The following is a 19,749-nucleotide window of genomic DNA, read 5'->3' as shown; positions in this document are numbered from 1 at the left end:
CGCGAACTCATGACTTTTTGCACTATATATACTCAGGGAACACTCTACAACCCTTTTCCTGCTCTATATCATGACCAAAGAAAACAATTGGTTTCTCTTTCGCCACAACTCCTTTTAAACGTTTAATTGAAGATAAAGCTAATTCTGGATCAAATCCTGCGAACGGCACTTCATCTTCAAAATTCTCTTTCGTGTACGATGCATCAATCGTTAATAAAACTGAACCGGATTGCTCCGTCTCAATGAATAGCGACTGATGGCCTGGAGAATGGCCTGGCGTATACAATAATTGAACACCTGGTACCACTTCATAATCCCCTTCAATAATTTTATAGTTCAAATGCGGTAATATACATTCTTTCATATATTCTTCTCTATGAAGTGCTGCCTCATATTCCGTTCGTTGCACAATAATCGGTGTATTTGTAAAAGCACCGTTTCCTCCTGCATGATCAAAATGTAAGTGAGAACTAATAATATATAAAAGGTCGTCCGGCTCATACCCTACACGCTTTAATATATTCACGATTCTATCTTCTTCAGTCATTTTCGGTAAAATCTGTCCTTCAACAAATGTACCGTTAAAAAGCCCTTCATTATTAACTGCACTTTCTGGCATACCTGTATCTACTAAAATAGGACCTTCTTCTGTCTCCAAAAGATAACACCATACCGGCAAGTTTAATAATTTTCCCGGTGTTAACGTACTGTTAACAGACGAATGATCCAACATACAACGACCTGCTGGGATGAAATAAAGTTTCTTTACTGTCATTATGTATCCACCTTTACATTTAGTTTAGGATAAAGTAATACAGTAAAAAATTCTTCTTTTTAGAAATAAACTCCTTCTAGACTATCAGTACAGCTTACATAAAAATGAAACATTAACACCGATTAACGCTGAAAACTTAAAGAAAGTACATGCACTACTTGAAAGCGGGCACACCATTGGGAAAATCGTATTAGAGAAATTTTAATCATGATAGTGACAGATAGTATGTGAAATTATATTAACGATTTTTCAAATATATCTATCATAACGTACAATATATCAACGATTTTTCAAATATATCTATCACAAATCAAATTATATCGATTTATCGACAAATAACAACAATAAGAAAAGGCTGTTCCAGATGAACAGCCTTTTCTTTATTTACTTGAAATCTCTTTATTATTTTGAACGTCTAACGGAGCTCGCTTTCCTATTCCGAAAGCATAGAAACTAATTGTAACGATAGCTAAGAAAATAATACCTACAACTAATGAAATACGAGTATCATCGTTAAACCACATTCCGATTAATACCATAATTAAAAAGGCAATCGTTAAATAGTTTGTTACAGGAGCAAATGGCATTTTGAACGGATGATCTTTCATCTCTGCTCCCTTTTCTTTTCTAAAATTAATTTGACTAATTAAAATGACAAACCATGGTACCATACCAGGAAGTACACTCGCACTATATACATATACGAATAAGTTTTTCGGTGCGATGTAACTTAAAACAACACCAACCGCCAGACCGATAATTACGCCAACTGTACCAAATAAAGGTACACCATTTCCAGAAAGTTTCGTAAAATATTTCGGTGCTTGTCCATTTACACCTAACGTATAAAGCATACGACCAGCACTATAAATACCACTATTACAACCAGACATTGCTGCTGTAATAACAACAAAGTTAATAAGTCCAGCTGCTGCCGTAATACCAACCTTCGCAAAAGTTGCTACGAACGGACTACCAATTGTACTTAATTGATCCCACGGATACACAGTTACAATAACGAAAATAGCACCAATATAGAAAATTAAAATACGCCAAATTGTACTTTGAATCGCTCTTGTAAGTGTCTTCTTCGGATCCTTCGCTTCACCAGCAGTAATACCGATTAATTCCACACCTTGATATGCACCAACTACAAGTGATAAAGCAAAGAAGAATCCTGAAAAACCACCTGTAAAGAAACCGCCATTTGACCAAAGATTTGATATACCAATCGCTTCTCCGCCGTTACCAATTCCAAAGAAAATAAGTCCAAATCCCGCAATAATCATTAATAGAATCGTAACGATTTTTATCATCGCAAACCAAAATTCAAATTCACCAAATGACTTAACAGAAATTAAGTTAGCTGCACCAAGAATAACCATTGCAATTATACCTGGTATCCAAGCTGGTAAATCTGGGAACCAATATTGCATATACGCTCCAACCGCGATAATTTCTGACATCCCAACGATAACCCACTGGAACCAGTTACTCCACGCTGTCATATAACCAGCTAGTGGATGAATATACTTATGACCGAATGTCGCAAATGAGCCTGTACTTGGCTCCATATACAACATTTCTCCCATGGCACGCATGATGAAGAAGATGAAAATACCTGCAATTGCATAAGCAAGCATTACTGACGGACCTGTCCATTTAATTGTGCTGGCTGACCCCATAAACAAACCAACACCAATCGTTCCGCCTAAAGCAATCATTTGAATATGACGTGCTTCTAAACCTCTTTTCAATTCTTTGTTTGCCACTTCACTTCCCCCTCTTAGATGATTCATAGCCGCATTTTAACACAAGATGCTTTCCCCTAATTCCTTTCGGCCCTGAAAATGATGAAGCAAACGTCATTTTACACTAGCTTTAAAGCTATCCTAAAATCGTTTTGTGCTCCTAATAAAATTCTCAAAACCTTTCATCTTCCAATATTCTATAAATCTTAAAATTACTTACCTTATATTAATTCATTAATCTGAAAAATTCAATTATTTTTTCAATAAATTATTATACATAAGTCTGATTAATTTTTAACTAAATTAACAATAAAATACATCTATTCAATATGATTCCGGCATGTATATTATTACAATATAAATAACCGAGGAAAGTATATCTTCCTCGGTTTCATACTGCATGTACTTTAATATCTATATCTGATAACGTCATTTCCATTTCTACTAACATTTTCAAACTTTATTTTCGTGGTTTCTGAACGCTCCATTAACATCTCACCCCAAAATATAATATATCAGTAAAATTACATACCATATACATCCTTCGCACAGACTTCCTTATCAAAACGAACAAATTTACTCTGTACTTCCATTCCAGCTGCTTCATATACGCGAGGTGCACCTGTAATATTTTCAGAATCTACATTTAAATTCACTTTTGAAATCCCTTCTTCGTATAATTGACCGAATGCATGATGTAACAGTGCTAATCCCAATCCTTGTTTCCGCTTAGAACGCCTTACACCTAAGTGAGTAATTTCTGCTTTATTGTCAGCACCCTTTTTACTAAAGACAAAACCAACTACTTTACCCTCAACCATCGCTAATGACCATAATGTAGGATGAAATCCCTCTCTTTCTGTACGCTGTAAAAACTCTTCTAACGTAGAAGATTTCGAATTCCAGTGGTCTGCGAAGGCTTCATTAAAAGCTTGATGTAATCTCTCATCATCTACACCAGGTATGTAATGTCGCACTGTAACACCATTTGGCCAGATTGCTGATGGAATATTTTTCTTTAATTCAATCCCCATTCCCCACCAAATACGAGTTGGAATAAACCCGGCTTCCCCTAATATTTTTTCCTCATAGGAATTATTTGCTTGTGTTACAATCGTGCCATTCAAGCAAGATGAGTTACTAACAAGATCCGTAGCACGCCCTTCAAGCTTTGACCATATTACTTGTTCAATGCCTTGATTCATATAATTAGGATGAATAAGTACAGCAGATGGAAACTGCCCTTCATTCCCTGTCAAAATTCCATAAGCGATTATTTCTTCTCCATTCATAACAACATAAGAGCTTTTACTAACATCAATACCTTTCCATGAATTAGTTATATCCTCTACCGTTGTATCAATTTCGCCATAAATAGCTTGATCATAAATCTTACATAAATTGAAAATTTGTAGTAAATCTTCTTGTGAAGTTGCTTTAACGTTTAGACCGTTTACTAAGTTTTGCATACAATTCACCTCATTTTAATTAAAAATTCAAATCTTATCGCAAAAACATTTCATAATACTACTATTTTATGAAAAATATTAATCCACCTAAAACAATCAACAATACACCCGAAAGTGGAAAACTCTTCTCTTCAATTTTTATCTTTTCCTCAATAATATCTTTAATTTTCCCCTTCATATCATCTGGACATTTTTTAAATAAAATATTAGTTGTATGTAGTGGTCTATTCAATATTCGAATTTTAACAGGAGAACCTGATAAATATATATTATTTTTCTCCACAGTAAATTCTATATTTGCTTCAATTAACCCTTCTTTCACTAACATATTCACCCGGCTAGAAGGTAGATTAAATACTGTATAATCGTTAAAAGCTAGTCCTCTAATATCGAAATGTGAGTATACGAGAACTAAAGCTATAAACAACAAAACAAGTACAACTATTGTTTTCACTAATGAAAGTTGATTTAACATATAAGAGGATGTTGTCATATAAGCACAAAAGAATGCCATTAAATTACAAAGATAGTGGTTTACAATGAAAGTTTTTCTTGCAACGATAGTAAGTCCGGAAATGATTAGTAGCGTGCATACTAGATTCATTAACATATTTCCCCCTCCCAAAAACTATAACTATACAACTTTGTTATATTTTAACATTAATTACATATTCATACCTATAATTACTTTCATAAAATATAAAAGAGTCTCATTAAAAATGAGACCCTTTTACCATTTCATATTTAAATCATTTTTGAAGTTTGTTTACCTAGAATAAATACTTTAGTAAACACCATCATGATAACTACTATAGCCAGAAAATAAAGTGGCATCACCAGTAACGAGCCCGTATGCAGCTGACTCATTCCCAAAATTGTCATCGTTACAATTACATAGTACCCTAAACTAAACAATGCACCTGCTGTACCAATGACATCTTGAAAATCTACTAACGCTAAACTTAAACAGTTAGGTAACGCTACTCCAATCCCTAATAACAATATAAACATTGCTATTAAAAATACAACCATATATATTACATTCGGATTTGATCCAATAAACGTAATAACAGATAAAAGGATAGCTCCCCCTGTCATTACGAGACAACCGATATATATAATTTTCTCTGGTTTATAAGTAGCAAGTAAACGTTTTGAAATTTTCGCTCCAACAATAGAAGCAGATGCAACAACAATTCCTAGAAATCCATACATACTAGGCGATAATTGAAAATATTCAATAAAGATAAACGGCGCTTCTGCATAATAGCTAAATAAAACACCATTTGCTCCTCCAATTAACAGCCCATATGTTACCACTTTCGGATTTGTAATTAGCCTCTTCAAGACTGAAAACACATTTATTTTATTCGTTACTGATCCCGTCTTTGTTTCGGGAAGAGAAACAAACGTATACAGAAAAATTCCGACACTCATAACTACTAAACTTAAAAATACTATTTTAAAACCAAACATTTGATCAAGAAAGCCCCCAATTAACGGTCCTATCGCTGGTGTAAAAGCAATGACTGCCGAGATTTGAGCGAACATAACATGCCTCTTATGCCCTTCTACACTTTCACGAAGAATCGTTTGTGTAACCACGGATCCTGCACTTGCTCCAAACGCTTGAATAAAACGACTTACCAATAAAACTTCAATGGAATTTGCAATATAGCATAAGAAACTCCCAGCGCCATATATGACAATTCCAAGTAACATCGCTCGGCGACGACCAATTATATCTGATAACCACCCAATAAAAAATACACCTAACGCAAATCCAGCAAAATACACACTAAGTGTTAACTGCACCTCATTATTACTTACATGTAACGCCTTTGAAATGTCCGGTAAAGACGGTGTGTAAATCGTTTCACTAATTTGCGGAAATGCGACAAGAATAATCATTAACAAAAGTGATGGTACTGAGACTTTTTTCATTTTTCATACCCTCCTATAACTTTGAAAATCTCAGAAATAAAAAGACTTTCCTTAGCTACGGAACAGGAGGGGCCATTATAGAAATCCGGTCATAAAACAACAAAGAAAACACCTCAATTACGTATGTTAATACTTATAGGAGGGTAATATTAACATTGATTTTTAAATATACTTTTTCAATTATATTACATATTGCGTTTCTTTTACTAGTGCTCGGCCTTGGAGGATTGTTAAAAAGATAACTTGATGCAGCCACCTTTTTATGGAATAATTAGAAATAGTTTGAATTCGTAAGTTTAATTATTAAACGATAGACTAGCATATTTTAATGTCACAAGCTTACAAACAGGAGGACTTTCGTAATGATTGAAATTTTAAGGACAGTAGTAAACTTTCTAATTTCTCTATTCTCAGGAGAATTACCAATTGTATATTATGTATGGATTATTAGCCTATTCCTAATTCAAATAACCCAATCTACTCTGAACTATAAGCTTTTTAACAAGAAAGATAATTTCAGCACTTATATATCGGAAGGATTACTTGCTTTTATTATTTTATTGTTTGGAGGAATATTAGTATCTAAGTTACTTGCTTACATAATAGACGATCCTACTATTAGTATGACGAATTTAACACATTATTTTGTTTCTCTTATCATATTAACTATATTTGTCATAATAACCTGTGTTAAAGACCTTATAGAGACATCTATAAAGAATAAAAATATATCTCTTTTGAGCTTTTTAGTAATTTCCTTAATAACAAGTATACTCTCATTCAAGTTTTTATCACCTTTAATTGAAGGTTCTTTTTCTCTTTCTAAATCTTTTATCACCACTTTAATCATTCTTGTAACTATATCAATCCCTCTATTAATTTCCTTAGAGGATAAGTATGCAGACGAAAAGGAAACGGAAAATTTATAGTTTCTCATTTACATAAAAGAAAGAGGGAGCTCCCCTCTTTCTTTTAAATCATCCCTTTTAATATCAATCCTAAAACTGACATTATTATCGCACTAATAATAATTCGTAAAATCCAAGTTGTGTTTGTACTTATTTTTTCTAATTGCTTATTGATTGTTGCTATATCTTTCTCATTAATAGTAGTACGCGTTTCTAAAGCACGAATGTCTCTCATAATTTCTTTTTGCTCCGCCTTGAGACTGTCAATTTTAGCGTAAACATCTTCCATATATTCACACCCTCTGTTCATCTTAATAGAAAAATCTATATATATTATGAGACAACCCTCTTACCTGTGAATACATTGCGTATATCCGCGTACCAAATTATTTGTACAATCTAATTGAATTATTCACATATTTCCTATCTTCTATATAAATCAGCGTTAAGATAAATTAAAAAAGGAATCCCTTGTTTATTTAACAACAAACAAGGTGCAATCCAACATTCGGGAGCACCTACGATAATTTCTATTGTTTTCATATTTACAACTCCATATAATCAGTATGATTTTCTGAAGAAGCCACTTTTTGAACTGCTTAAAGTATACTAATATGAATACGAAATAGCTGTATTGATAAACTCTCTAGAACAATAAATATACTGGCTGAAACGGATCTATATCCAATATTTTTTCCAGTAACATGAATGGTTATTTCTGATAAATACGTTTGTATATCATTGTTTTCAAAAATTCCATCCTCAACCTTTACAATATCTGCTTCACAATCTACTTCTTTAAAAGTTTTCAATAATTTTGTTTCCAATAAACTACAATCAAAGCTCTCATCTTTTATTACGGCAAATTTAACCTTCATATCGATTTCCCCATTTTTAACAAACTAAAATCACTAAATCAATATAAATATATATTATTCTATTAAATAATTCAAAATATATGTTTCTTATAAACCATTACTAAATCCCAGTTCTAAGGCTTTATATAAAAAAGAAAACAAATAAAGTGAAACTTTAATCAGCCCTCACCAATCGGACTTTTACAAGATTAAAAAATTACTCTTTCAATTGCTAAACTAATTAATATATAATCCCTCTGTGCTCAGTAGTTCGAAATTTTTTTATTTTTAATTCATAGATTCTGAGAACTTTTTGCTTTAATATTAACAAGTCACTTCTTAAATTCTGTAATATTGGAAATAACTATATAGTGAAACAAATTAACTATTAGGAGTGCTATTGATGTTTGATATACTTCGTCTCTTAATTATTTTTTTCATTGCTATCTTTTTATTTTTCTCCATAATAATGGAGTTTAAAAAACCTCAAAAAAGTGTATTTTGGTTTTCAATTGAAGTCTTATCTCTTCTAGGGATTATAATGCTTTTTAAAGATTTTTTATCAAAAATATAACTTAATCCACGAATAATAACGTGTTTCAAATACAATACCTTTATCTTTTGAACGATCTTATCTCTTCTTAAAGATTCTTGTTTTTATCCTATTTCTTAACAAGATCTCTACCTTAAGTTGTCTTTTCTTTATAAAAAATAGCCCGCCTATTTCTGTAGGCGGACTATATCTTTATTACACCATACAAAAGTATAATTTCTTCTCCACTCAAACTTTATGTAATGATACAAATTCTAAATAAATTATTATCTTTTCTACATTCTTATTATTGATTTTTTGTTCATAAATTCGTAACACATATATATGAGTTATCATGCTAAAATTAGTTTATTCAATAGAAGTTATTCTTAATGAATCGATAATTTTTAATACCCTGTTTAAAGCCTCGCCCCCCTGCGAGGCTTTTTCCTATTTAACTAGAGTAATGGTTATCAACTGTTACTCCGCTGCTACGGATTCTACTTTTAGCTATTCAGCATCAGCACAAGTAAAATTCTTTCCCCCATCATTTGATTTACAAACTGTATTTATCGATTTTTCGGTTATTTTTTCACTTTCATTAGAAACTTGATCTAAATCCATTCGATATACTTGTTCCGGATTCTCTTTTGAATTCCCTTCAATCTGAATTGTCCGATCGAACATCTCAGCCGTGAAGCTACTAGATGTATTTATCATTTTCACTCCATTATTTTCACCTACATAGCGTTCAACTACTCTTTCGGCTTCTTTAAGTTGTTGAGATGTAGGATACGGTATAGATTCCGCTAAAATAACTACACCTACTAAATATGTAATATACAAACCACCTGCAATCAAGATAACTTTCTTTACTGTTTTATTAATCATGCTCTAACTCCCTTTTCTTATTTCGCTATTAAAATATATAATTTTCCTAATTTACATCAATTTCTTTTTAATACATAACATTCGTTTTACATTTTATAAAAAGCACCTCTCTTACTAATTTTCAATTTGATAATATCATTTTATTTATCGTTTTTCAATAAATAATTATTATTAAACGTTTTATTTTTACTGTTTTTATTTTTGATTCAATTTAAAAACAAGTGACTTATTTAAGTCCACTACATCATCAGCAAGTTTGAAAATTTGTTAATTACTAAAATAAAAAAGAGCAATTATATGTAAATCCCCCTCGTTATACCTATGTAGGTCAGTAGTTTAGCTTCAGCACTCACTCTATTCGAGAATACTTTACCAAATATTCAATCTAATGATAAAATTGACCAAATTAATATTTTCTCCCATCACTGTATCAAAAAGTACAATAAAGTGAGACTTTAATCAGTGGGGGTTCTGTTCCCCCCCACTGATTATTAGCCCTCACCTAATGTCTTTGCTTCCGCTGAATTTTGAGGTGAGGGTCTTACTGCCTGGCAAATAGCGGGATAAAGAAAAAATAGCACTCTCACGATTAAGTAAACGCGAGCTTTTTCTTCTATCTACTTACTATTTAAGGTTAATAGTTTAGTAACAAGATTTAAAAATTCGACTTAAATTCATTGATGAATGGAGAGGTTTATATGAAATTAAAAGACAAAGTGGCAATCATAACTGGTGGTGCAAGTGGAATTGGCGAATCTACTGTTCGTCTTTTTATCGAAGAAGGTGCAAAAGTAGTTATTGCTGACTTTTCTGAACGTGGAAAAGAACTATCAGATGAATTGAATGCACATGGATATAATACGTTATTTATTAAAACTGATGTAACAAAAGAGGCAGATATTAAACAGCTAATTCATGAGACAGTAAGTACATACGGTAAATTAGATATTATGTATGCCAATGCCGGCGTTGCTGATGATGCACCGGCAAACGAATTATCCTATAAAAAATGGAAAAGAACTATTGATATCAATTTGTCTGGGGTTTTCCTTTCTGATAAATATTCGATTGAACAATTTCTTAAACAAGGTACAGGTGGTGTCATCGTTAACGCTGGTTCGATTCATAGTTTTGTTTCATTACCTACCCCAACAGCATACTCCTCTGCAAAAGGTGGTGTGAAACTATTAACTCAAAATTTATGTACTGCCTACGCTAAATATGGAATACGTATTAATGCGGTGTGCCCTGGTTATATTGACACCCCTTTACTGGGTAGTGTTAATCCTCAACAGAAAGAATATTTAGCTTCACTTCATCCGCAAGGCAGACTTGGAACACCAGAAGAAGTCGCTAAAGCTGTCTTATTTTTAGCAAGTGATGATGCTAGTTTTGTTAACGGTACAACACTTCTTGTTGATGGAGGCTATACTGCACGTTAATTTAAAAATTTTGAAGCACCCTAAAAAATGTATAGTCTTCAACAAGAAAAAGCGCCATCACAAGTGACGGCGCTTTTTCTATGTAAGAGCAACTAGAAGGTATCCTTCTAGCCTACTCCCATTTATAAGTCCAAAACTGTTCAAGTTGCAGCCATTTTAATGTTGCTGCATCTTTGTTTTTTATTTTTGCATGCGTGTCTTCAAGCATTGCTTCTGTTTGTGAACGGTGCGCACCTAATGCAGTTAATTTATGATCAAATACTTCACTAATGTTATTTACAACATCCGGTTCTCCTAATACTGCTTCACGATTTTTCGTAATCGCAACAGCATGAATAACTGGGCGCTCTTCTTTTGGCATACGTGATACAGCGCGAACGACAGCGCGGCCAAATGCATTATGATCTGGATGTACACCGTGCTCTGGATAAAATGTAATAATTCGAGATGGATTTACTTCTTGAATGATTGCTTCAATTTTGTCAGCAACGAAATCAACATCTTCAAATTCTAACGTTTTATCATGGAAGCCAAGCATTCTTAAATCTTTAATACCCATCGCTTCACAAGCATCTTTCAATTCTTTCTTACGGATATGTGGAATCGTTTCACGGTTAGCGAATACGTTCTTACCCATGTTACGTCCCATTTGTCCTAGAGTACCACATGCATATGTTACAGGTACTCCTTGATCTGTTAATAAGCGAATTGTTCCTCCCGCAGCATATGCTTCATCATCTGGATGCGGAAATACAACAAGTACATGTCTCTCCATAAGTTTCCCTCCTTCTTACTTAAATGGTGTTAAGCTTAACTCAAGTGCAACTGCTAGACGACCTAAATTATCATGTCCAGCTAATAATAAACGCTCTTGATCGTCTACTTCCCAGTGCGTAATACCTTCAGCATATACCCAACCGTGATCCATTTTCAGACCAACTCGGTATGGATTTGTTCCAGTTATCTTCCCGCGTTCAAAACGGATAATCGCATTTCGAATGAAAGCACCAACTGTCATCATCTTTTCATTTATGTGTGATGCATACGCTCCGTTTGTCGTTTCTAAATGAATATATACATCTTTATTTACAAAACGTTCAATTTCATTTTGAATAAGAGAACTATCTTTTACTATTTCCATCGGAATTCACCTCTTTAAACCATTTTACGCAAAAATAATGTAAATTGCTATCTCTATATTAGAGGACAACGCTCACTTTTCCTAATAATTTGCACTGTGTTTTTTATATTTTTTATATGATATGTAAAAAATACATTTTTTCCTTCACTTTGTTAAATAGTTTTCTTTCTTTTTTGAATTTGTTACAATATATTTTATCCCGTATTATTGCAGCGAGATACATTTCGACAATTGAATACATAATTTAAAGAAGGTGACATGATTGGAACAGTCAGCACATGAAGTAGCAAATTGGCAATATTATTTTGCAATTGCCGTATTTTTAATCACGTACGGATTTATTATTTCTGAGAAATTGAATCGTGCTGTAATCGCACTATTCGGTGCTGCTATTATGATTATTTTTGGAGTTGTAGATTTACATACTGCTTTCACATCACATATTCAATGGGAAACGATTACCCTTTTAATTGGGATGATGATTCTCGTACATATTACGAGTCAATCAGGCGTCTTTGAATTTGTGGCCATTAAAGCGGCAAAAGCAGCTGGCGGAAAACCGATTCGCATTTTATTATTACTATCCCTATTAACTGCCGTCGGATCAGCATTTTTGGACAATGTAACGACTGTTTTATTAATCGTTCCTGTTACATTATCCATTACACGTATTTTAAAAGTAAATCCTGTGCCTTATTTGATTTCAGAAGTGCTGTTTTCAAATATAGGCGGAACAGCAACATTAATCGGTGATCCACCTAATATTATGATTGGATCAGCAAACAAGCATTTAGACTTTAACGCCTTTTTACTTAACTTAGCTCCAATCGTAATTATTATTTCTATCGTGACACTTGGCATTATTTACTTCATGTATCGTAACAAACTAAAAACAACACCTGAACAAATCGAAAAACTAATGGCATTAAACGAAAAAGATTACATTAAAGATCAAAGCCTCCTTTTAAAATCTATTTCGATTTTAGGACTCACTATTTTAGGCTTCGTACTTCATTCGATTATTCATGTAGACGCTGCCGTTATAGCGATGACAGGCGCTACACTTCTTATGTTAATCGGCGTGAAAGAACATGATATTGAAGATGTATTTGCCCACGTTGAATGGGTAACCATTTTCTTCTTCGCCGGACTATTCGTTCTCGTTGGCGGGTTAATTGATATCGGACTTATCTCTTCACTTGCAAAAGAAGTAATCGACGTAACAAACGGTGACATCGGATTCGCAGCTATACTTATTTTATGGGTATCTGGCATCGCATCTGCGACAATCGACAACATCCCATTTGTCGCAACGATGATCCCTCTTATTCAAGACTTAGCTACAGGACTCGGACTATCTGTCGATTCTCCGCAAATCGAAGTACTATGGTGGGCGTTATCTCTTGGAGCTTGCTTAGGAGGAAACGGAACGCTAATCGGAGCATCTGCAAACGTAGTCGTTGCTGGTATTGCAAAACGTGAAGGACATGGCTTCTCTTATATGGACTTCTTAAAAATTGGTTTACCATTAACTATTGTTGCACTCTTGTTATCACATGCTTATATATATTTACGTTATTTAATGTAAAAGTTGTATTGCATGACATTATATCGTCAAATACAAAAGGTTTGCAGCATCGTGCTGCAAACCTTTTTTCATCACCAAAATATACCGATAATTGCTAAACCACCTAAAATCATACCACCAATTTGTCCGATAATTGTTGGTGATAATTGAACACCTTTTCTCACTTCAACAACTGGTCTTTCGTGCCTTAGTTGCTGCACTTCACTTTGAAGTTGGTGCACACTTCCGTGTAACTCTTTAATAAGTTCTTTTAATTCGGCGACCTCTTCATTTACTGGTTTTTCCTTTTCTAAATTCATTTTGCATGACTCCTTATAAATTCAATCAACACACTGTAAATTTTCGCCAATTACCATTATATCTCCTGCATACTACATATATAATTTCGAATGTACTTTCTAACCTTGCAGCTCTATCCATTCATCCCGCAATATCCCCATAATCATACGGTCAAAACACTTCCCATCTCTTTGAACCGCTTCTCTCATACAGCCTTCCATTTCAAAACCCATCTTTTTATACAATGCAATGGCAGGTTTATTATACGAAATAACATCGAGACCGATGCGGTGTAAATTCAATTCATAGAAAGCATACTTTAGAATAAGATGTATTGCTTCTTTCCCATATCCTTTTCCTCTATCATTCGCATCTCCTATACCAATGGCTAATAAACCTGTTCTGTTATTCCACTCTATACCATGAATCGCCACAAAACCAATTAAGCGATCTTCTTGAACTGTCCTTACCATGAAAGAAACACTATTCGATCTCCGTCCTTTTAATAAACCATCACTTGCTATTTCATTTAAAGATTGCGGGAATGCTACATCTGTATCAACATTTCTTAAATACTCACTATCTTCTTGCCACATAGCCATTACTTCAGCATCTGTTTCTCTCATAGCTGATAATTTAATCGTTTTATTTCGAAAAAGATTCATTGTCATTTCAAACTCCCCCTTTTAAATAACAGGGATACTTATTTTAGCCTATTTATCCCCTTGTTCCATAAACTGTTTCATAAACGGGATACTTACAATAAGCACTGACATTGGCACATCTCCTCCATATTGAATTAACTTCATTGTATAATTTTTTATTTATTCTAACAATAACAGAAAGGCCCTCCAAATTTTGAGGGCCTTTCCTAATAGCAAAACTATATTATTTCGTAAACATTTTCTCCGCTTCATCCATTGCCATTTTGTTTCCTAAAGCAGAATAGTCAAGCCATGGTTGATCATTGATAATGTATACGTGCTTGCCTTTAACTGCTTTTAAGTCTTTCCAAATTGGTGTTTCTTGAAGTTGTTTAAATGCTGCTTTTGCTTTATCATCTCTATTTACAACAACGAAAATCGCATCTGCATCAAAGTCAGGTAATACTTCTTGTGAAATGACTTCGAAAGGGCGGTTTCCATCAATTTTCTCTACACCATTTGCAGGCTGTAACTCTAAGTCTTGGAATAAAATTGGTCCCATCGGTCTTTTTGTACTAAATACACGCAATTCTTTTGCAGTAACGCGAATTGCCATTACTTTTTCGTTATTACCTAGCTCTTTATCTATTAAACCTTTTACTCGTTTTGATTGCTCTTCGTAATCTTGAATATATTTATCTGCTTCTTTCTCACGGTTTACAAGTTTACCAACTTGTTTTAAATGCTCTCTCCACGTACCTTCATCTAAATTGAAAGAATGTGTTTTTGCAATTTTTTCGTATTTCGCTACATCTTTACCAGCATATTTTTCATCAACATAAATGTCAGTTGGCTTTAATTGAAGTAACGCTTCCATATTCGGATCTGTTACAACACCAAGCTTCTTCGTATCTTTCAACTTCTCTTTAGCGTGCGGTAAGAAATCTTTTAAATCTCCACCAATAACAGAACCTACTGGTGTAATTCCTAATGCAAGTAAATCATTTGTTAAATGAATAGACATTGAAGCAATTTTTGGATCATTACTTTTTTCCGTTTTTTTCGTTGCCTCTTCATTAGCTTTCGTTTGACCACATGCTGCTAATACTAAAATACACATCATGCTAAATAAAATAGTAAGTTTCTTTTTCATATGTTCTCCTCTTTGAAGTATTTATTTTGTTTTTGTAAGTAAATAAAGAAAATACGGTGCTCCTAAAGCTGCCACTACTACACCAGCTGGAATAGAGTTTGGCTCAAATATAGAACGACCTATCGTATCTGCTAGCACTAAAATAATCATTCCGATAATGCCAGCTAAAGGAAGAAAGTGTTGATATGTAGTACCTACTAACTTCCTTGCGATATGCGGAGCAACTAAACCGATAAAACCAATTCCTCCTGCCATCGATACACTTGTGCAAGATAATCCAACCGCTGTAGCTAAAAGTAATAACCGTTCTTTTTGAACAGAAACACCAAGTCCTGCCGCTACACTATCACCTAGTGACAATGCATTTAAAGTTTTAGATTTTAGCCACGCATAAGGGGTTAGTATGAAAATCCAAGGTAATAATGCAAAGACATGAATCCAATCCCTTCCCCACACGTTACCAACTAGCCATCTAGAAGCGAATGTATACGTCTCATCATTTAACTTGAGAGAGAAAAATAACGAAATTGCACTAAAGCCAGCTGAAACTGCAATACCAACGAGAATAAGTCTAATGGGAAGTAAACCTTTTGACCGATCACTCGCAAGTAAAATAATAAGAAATGCAGCTAATACTCCTCCGCCAAATGTAAATAACGGTATTAAAATGGATGCACTCTCATTAATAGAATGAAAGAGAGTAACAAATACGATAAGACCGAAAGATGCACCTGAATGCAACCCTAAAATACCAGGATCTGCAAGTGCATTACGTGATAATCCTTGCAAAATCGCACCGGAAATCCCAAGGCCAATACCGGCTAACATTGTGATTATAATTCTTGGCATACGATAATCATATAGCACGGTTGCACTCTCAAAATCACCATAACCCAAAAGTGTTTCAATTACTCTAAGTGGTGCTATACTCAGTGTCCCTGTATTTAAACTAATTAAAATTACAGCGATACTTATACATCCGAAGATTGTAGTTACAGTAATAGCTCTCTTTTTATCCGTGTTAAAAAGATCTTTCACTTATAACTCCCTCCCAACTTTACGTGCTATATAGAGGAAGAACGGAACTCCAACAAGAGCTACCATAATCCCTATCGCAAGTTCCTTAGGAGGATTTACTGTTCTTGCCCCTAAATCAGCTACAACTAATAACATAGCTCCTAATAATGCTGACATAGGAATAATGAGTCTATAATTAACACCAACTAATTTTCTAGCAATGTGCGGGATAACTAGTCCTACAAATCCAATAGAACCAACAGCTGAAACAGAAACACCTGCCAGAATAACTACTATAATCATCCCTAGTATTCTCGTTCGGTTCGTTTTCACTCCTAAATTTGTAGCAACATCATCCCCCATTGATATGAGTGAAATAGATCTCCCTAACACTATTGCAAAAATAATCGTTATAAGAATAATAGGGACTAAAAATTTCAAGTGTTCCCACTTAACCCCTGCAACACCACCAGCATACCAAAACGCTAAATCTTGGCTTAAATCATAATAAATCGCAACACCTGAACTTAATGAATGTAAAAGCGCTGCCATAACAGCTCCAGCAATCGTTAACCTCATTGGTGTTAACCCACCTGATGTTGCTGATCCAATAACAAAAATAAGTACTGTACTTAAGACTGCTCCAATAAAGGAAACAATCATTAAATAGGAATACGGCATATGCGGAAAAAAAGCAAAACTAAGTGCTACTACAAACATCGCACCTGCATTTATTCCGAGTACACCTGCATCAGCTAAAGGGTTTCGTGTTACACCTTGCATAACAGCACCAGCAACCGCAAAAGCTGCCCCTACAACTGCTGCTCCAATTACTCTCGGGAGCCTTAATTCATAAATAATTTGGTGCTGTGTTAATTTCGGATCGTAATTCAAAACCGCTGCCCACACCGTTTGTAAATGAATATCCTTTGCACCAAATGAAATGGCTAAAAATATAGATCCAATTAAACATAAAATTGTTAAGCTCATGAAACATATGAACTTAATATGTATCCAGCGGTTACTACCAGCATGTACAGTAGACTTATGTAACATGTTTCATTTCATCCTTTATATTCAGTTGTTTTTTATAATTATTTTTTATTTGTAATTATTATTGATAATAATTATCATTTTCATTTAGATATTATATCCCCACTTTTTTTAAATAGCAAACTATTTTTTCACTTCGCTAAATATTAAAATACTCATTACAATTCCCTTCCAAGACTTACAAATACACGCAAAATAGACTACTGAATTATTTTTTAAATTGTAGTATACTTATTAATTATTTTGATTTTTCTAATAAAAATTCCGAAGGTGACACAATGTTCTATATAAAACAACTACTACACTTCACTTACGAGCAAGCATTATCTTGCTTATTCCCAGTCGTTATTTTCTTAACACTAGCCCTTTCAAAAATCGTTTCTATTCCAGGGTTATATCGCTATGATTTCATACTCATCGCATGTCTTCTTATGCAGTGGATTATGTACAAGACTGGACTTGAGACGAAAGACGAATTAAAAGTAATTACTGTCTTTCACCTCATCGGCCTTTTACTAGAAATATATAAAGTTCATTTCGGTTCATGGAGTTATCCTGAAGAGGCGTATTCAAAGATTTTTGGAGTTCCGCTTTACAGCGGCTTTATGTACGCAAGTGTCGCAAGTTACATATGCCAAGCGTGGAGAAGGTTGCATTTACAAATGCATTATTGGCCGAAAGCTATTTTTACCGTGCCATTAGGAGCAATGATTTACTTCAATTTTTTTACGCATCATTTTCTATACGATTTTAGATGGTTCTTAACTTTACTTCTATTCATCGTTTTCTTTCAGACATTTGTGGAATTTTCATTACGAGGCGTTACATATAAAATACCACTCGTTCTCTCCTTTTTCCTTATCGGATTTTTCATTTGGATTGCAGAGAACATCGCAACATTTTTCGGTGCATGGCAATATCCAAATCAACGGGAAGCATGGAACCTCGTTCACTTAAGCAAAATTAGCTCATGGTTTTTATTAGTTGTTATTAGCATTATGATTGTCACGCAGCTCAAACATTTGAAGGAATCAAAAAGATAATGCTGATTATGTAAAATCAATTAGCCCATCACTCATTAGAGAGTGATGGGCTTTTTTTAGTAATATTTTTTAAACCGACCTTATCAAAGGAGTTATAATTTACAAGAGCATAAGCAGTTGCACATTATGAACCACTACTAGCAGAAGATGTTGCTGCAGATGAAGCAGCAATCGTTGCCATCATGGCTGCCTGTTGTGCTTGTATGAGGACTTCTATCATTGTTTGTAAACCTGTGTTGGTAGCTTTACTTTCCTCACCTTTCTGACTTACGAACAGTTGAATAGCAATAAGAATATTTGTATCTGTATGCCAACGGAACAATTTATCCCCCTGCAATTTTTCAATAAATGCTCGAATAGAATGAATCTCTTTTTCTCCGTCCTCGAGTAACGCTAGTAGCCCGATAGCTGGGTAATGCATCTGTTTTACTTTTACCTTTTCTTGCTTTAACAAATTCCATATATTTGTGCATTTTGCAACTAATAGTTCTTCCCTGACCTCCTTCTTTAATGAAAGAATATGACTCAAGAATTGAAGATCATTCCCTTTACGCAAACCAGCTGTCGCTAGTTTCTGATAAAGACGTTCCACTCGGTCCATAAGTGTTTCTACATGCTCTGATTGTCCTGCTAATAAAACTGCGAGCGGATAATCATTTGTACTTGTAAGAAAGAGATGATCCTTTTTCATGCGTTTATATACTTGCATCGAACGCTGAATGTGCGCGCCATGCTGTTCATCTTCTTCTGTCAAAAGCACAGCTGCTGCGAGATAAGTAAATATACTCCGGCTAAAGCCACCAGTGACCAATTGTTCATATAAATCTAAAAACGTCCGAAAAGCTTTCTTGTAATCTGTAAAGTGAATATCTAATGTTGCGGCCACTACAAAACGATGATAAGACTTTAAGTATGAAAACATCCCTACCTGATTCTTAATATAACTACTAATTTCTAAAAAACGTCCGAGATCAAACAATCTATCACTACCTGCATACATAGCAGCAATCATCATTCCTGTTCGAGAATCACTCGTTTTCCATTTTAGTTCTCCCTTTAACTGTACATATGTATGTTTATATTGCTCCAACTTTTTCTCTAATGTAATCATAGTATTCACCCCTATTTCTAGTTCTTCTCTATCATTATACGTATATTCCATATTTAGGAATACTATAATTAATAATCACCACATAAAAAATTATAAAATTCTCTAATCCTTCAAGAAGTTATACAAAAAAGGTAGATAATAATTTATCTAC

Annotated in this window: 20 protein-coding genes; 4 read left to right on the top strand and 16 right to left on the bottom strand. The window is 34.0% G+C overall.

Annotation, left to right across the window (positions count from 1 at the left end; genetic code table 11):
* Window positions 1-22: 22 nt before the first annotated feature.
* The 5 genes from aiiA to ACTFP3_RS09670 all read right to left on the bottom strand — a co-directional run bounded on the left by aiiA (window position 23) and on the right by ACTFP3_RS09670 (window position 5,939).
* Window positions 23-775, bottom strand: a complete 753-nt coding sequence (gene aiiA / locus ACTFP3_RS09690; protein ID WP_016123091.1) for a quorum-quenching N-acyl homoserine lactonase AiiA — start codon at window positions 773-775, stop codon at window positions 23-25.
* 380 nt (window positions 776-1,155) lie between these two features.
* Window positions 1,156-2,547 carry an amino acid permease gene (locus ACTFP3_RS09685; protein WP_001284404.1) on the bottom strand — a complete coding sequence of 464 codons (1,392 nt, stop codon included), beginning with the start codon at window positions 2,545-2,547 and terminating at the stop codon, window positions 1,156-1,158.
* 503 nt (window positions 2,548-3,050) lie between these two features.
* The gene (locus ACTFP3_RS09680) at window positions 3,051-3,995 is read right to left on the bottom strand and encodes a GNAT family N-acetyltransferase (RefSeq protein WP_016123092.1); all 945 of its coding nucleotides are present in this window, start codon (window positions 3,993-3,995) and stop codon (window positions 3,051-3,053) included.
* A gap of 61 nt (window positions 3,996-4,056) precedes the next feature.
* Complete coding sequence (locus tag ACTFP3_RS09675; protein ID WP_078401455.1) at window positions 4,057-4,605, bottom strand: hypothetical protein; 549 nt, start codon at window positions 4,603-4,605, stop codon at window positions 4,057-4,059.
* A gap of 134 nt (window positions 4,606-4,739) precedes the next feature.
* A complete protein-coding gene (locus ACTFP3_RS09670) occupies window positions 4,740-5,939 on the bottom strand; it encodes a multidrug effflux MFS transporter (protein WP_006916449.1) in 1,200 nt (399 codons plus the stop codon).
* A 362-nt stretch (window positions 5,940-6,301) separates the two neighbouring features.
* Between ACTFP3_RS09670 and ACTFP3_RS09665 the strand changes: the two genes are divergently transcribed.
* Window positions 6,302-6,868, top strand: a complete 567-nt coding sequence (locus ACTFP3_RS09665; protein ID WP_440010206.1) for a DUF5823 family protein — start codon at window positions 6,302-6,304, stop codon at window positions 6,866-6,868.
* 43 nt (window positions 6,869-6,911) lie between these two features.
* On the opposite strand, the gene ACTFP3_RS09660 is transcribed toward ACTFP3_RS09665, so the two are convergent.
* The 3 genes from ACTFP3_RS09660 to ACTFP3_RS09650 form a co-directional block, all read right to left on the bottom strand.
* On the bottom strand, window positions 6,912-7,136 hold the full coding sequence (locus ACTFP3_RS09660) for a hemolysin XhlA family protein (RefSeq protein WP_000390461.1): 225 nt from the start codon (window positions 7,134-7,136) through the stop codon (window positions 6,912-6,914).
* Window positions 7,137-7,446: 310 nt separating this feature from the next.
* Complete coding sequence (locus tag ACTFP3_RS09655; protein ID WP_000865019.1) at window positions 7,447-7,725, bottom strand: hypothetical protein; 279 nt, start codon at window positions 7,723-7,725, stop codon at window positions 7,447-7,449.
* Window positions 7,726-8,746: 1,021 nt separating this feature from the next.
* Window positions 8,747-9,127: a hypothetical protein gene (locus ACTFP3_RS09650; RefSeq protein ID WP_006925339.1), complete on the bottom strand. Its 381-nt coding sequence runs from the start codon at window positions 9,125-9,127 to the stop codon at window positions 8,747-8,749.
* A gap of 698 nt (window positions 9,128-9,825) precedes the next feature.
* Here ACTFP3_RS09650 and ACTFP3_RS09645 point away from each other — a divergent pair.
* Window positions 9,826-10,569 carry an SDR family NAD(P)-dependent oxidoreductase gene (locus tag ACTFP3_RS09645; RefSeq protein WP_139849094.1) on the top strand — a complete coding sequence of 248 codons (744 nt, stop codon included), beginning with the start codon at window positions 9,826-9,828 and terminating at the stop codon, window positions 10,567-10,569.
* Window positions 10,570-10,681: 112 nt separating this feature from the next.
* On the opposite strand, the gene bshB2 is transcribed toward ACTFP3_RS09645, so the two are convergent.
* On the bottom strand, window positions 10,682-11,344 hold the full coding sequence (gene bshB2 / locus ACTFP3_RS09640) for a bacillithiol biosynthesis deacetylase BshB2 (protein ID WP_000439483.1): 663 nt from the start codon (window positions 11,342-11,344) through the stop codon (window positions 10,682-10,684).
* A gap of 15 nt (window positions 11,345-11,359) precedes the next feature.
* A complete protein-coding gene (locus ACTFP3_RS09635) occupies window positions 11,360-11,710 on the bottom strand; it encodes a YojF family protein (RefSeq protein ID WP_000407045.1) in 351 nt (116 codons plus the stop codon).
* Window positions 11,711-11,972: 262 nt separating this feature from the next.
* On the opposite strand from ACTFP3_RS09635, the gene ACTFP3_RS09630 reads away from it, so the two are divergent.
* Window positions 11,973-13,298: an ArsB/NhaD family transporter gene (locus ACTFP3_RS09630; RefSeq protein ID WP_000437984.1), complete on the top strand. Its 1,326-nt coding sequence runs from the start codon at window positions 11,973-11,975 to the stop codon at window positions 13,296-13,298.
* 71 nt (window positions 13,299-13,369) lie between these two features.
* Here ACTFP3_RS09630 and ACTFP3_RS09625 read toward each other — a convergent pair whose 3' ends face one another.
* From ACTFP3_RS09625 to ACTFP3_RS09605, 5 genes are all read right to left on the bottom strand, one after another.
* Window positions 13,370-13,597, bottom strand: a complete 228-nt coding sequence (locus tag ACTFP3_RS09625; RefSeq protein WP_001047311.1) for a hypothetical protein — start codon at window positions 13,595-13,597, stop codon at window positions 13,370-13,372.
* Window positions 13,598-13,696: 99 nt separating this feature from the next.
* Complete coding sequence (locus ACTFP3_RS09620) at window positions 13,697-14,248, bottom strand: GNAT family N-acetyltransferase (protein WP_044307097.1); 552 nt, start codon at window positions 14,246-14,248, stop codon at window positions 13,697-13,699.
* Between the two features lie 217 nt (window positions 14,249-14,465).
* Window positions 14,466-15,374, bottom strand: a complete 909-nt coding sequence (locus ACTFP3_RS09615) for an iron-hydroxamate ABC transporter substrate-binding protein (RefSeq protein ID WP_000728217.1) — start codon at window positions 15,372-15,374, stop codon at window positions 14,466-14,468.
* A 21-nt stretch (window positions 15,375-15,395) separates the two neighbouring features.
* The gene (locus ACTFP3_RS09610; protein WP_088361996.1) at window positions 15,396-16,412 is read right to left on the bottom strand and encodes a FecCD family ABC transporter permease; all 1,017 of its coding nucleotides are present in this window, start codon (window positions 16,410-16,412) and stop codon (window positions 15,396-15,398) included.
* Window positions 16,413-17,447 carry a FecCD family ABC transporter permease gene (locus ACTFP3_RS09605; RefSeq protein ID WP_088361995.1) on the bottom strand — a complete coding sequence of 345 codons (1,035 nt, stop codon included), beginning with the start codon at window positions 17,445-17,447 and terminating at the stop codon, window positions 16,413-16,415.
* Window positions 17,448-17,722: 275 nt separating this feature from the next.
* Here ACTFP3_RS09605 and ACTFP3_RS09600 point away from each other — a divergent pair, with 275 nt between their 5' ends.
* A complete protein-coding gene (locus ACTFP3_RS09600) occupies window positions 17,723-18,487 on the top strand; it encodes a DUF817 domain-containing protein (protein WP_000499387.1) in 765 nt (254 codons plus the stop codon).
* 124 nt (window positions 18,488-18,611) lie between these two features.
* Here ACTFP3_RS09600 and ACTFP3_RS09595 read toward each other — a convergent pair whose 3' ends face one another.
* Window positions 18,612-19,649 (bottom strand): DUF4003 domain-containing protein, encoded by a 1,038-nt coding sequence (locus ACTFP3_RS09595; protein ID WP_139849032.1) that lies wholly within the window; start codon window positions 19,647-19,649, stop codon window positions 18,612-18,614.
* Window positions 19,650-19,749: the final 100 nt, after the last annotated feature.

This window comes from Bacillus cereus group sp. MYBK5-2 (assembly GCF_051915685.1).
GTDB classification, from domain to species: Bacteria; Bacillota; Bacilli; order Bacillales; family Bacillaceae_G; genus Bacillus_A; species Bacillus_A cereus.
The sequence above is the reverse complement of the archived record's forward strand: the minus strand, read 5'-3'. Positions and strand labels throughout refer to the sequence as shown.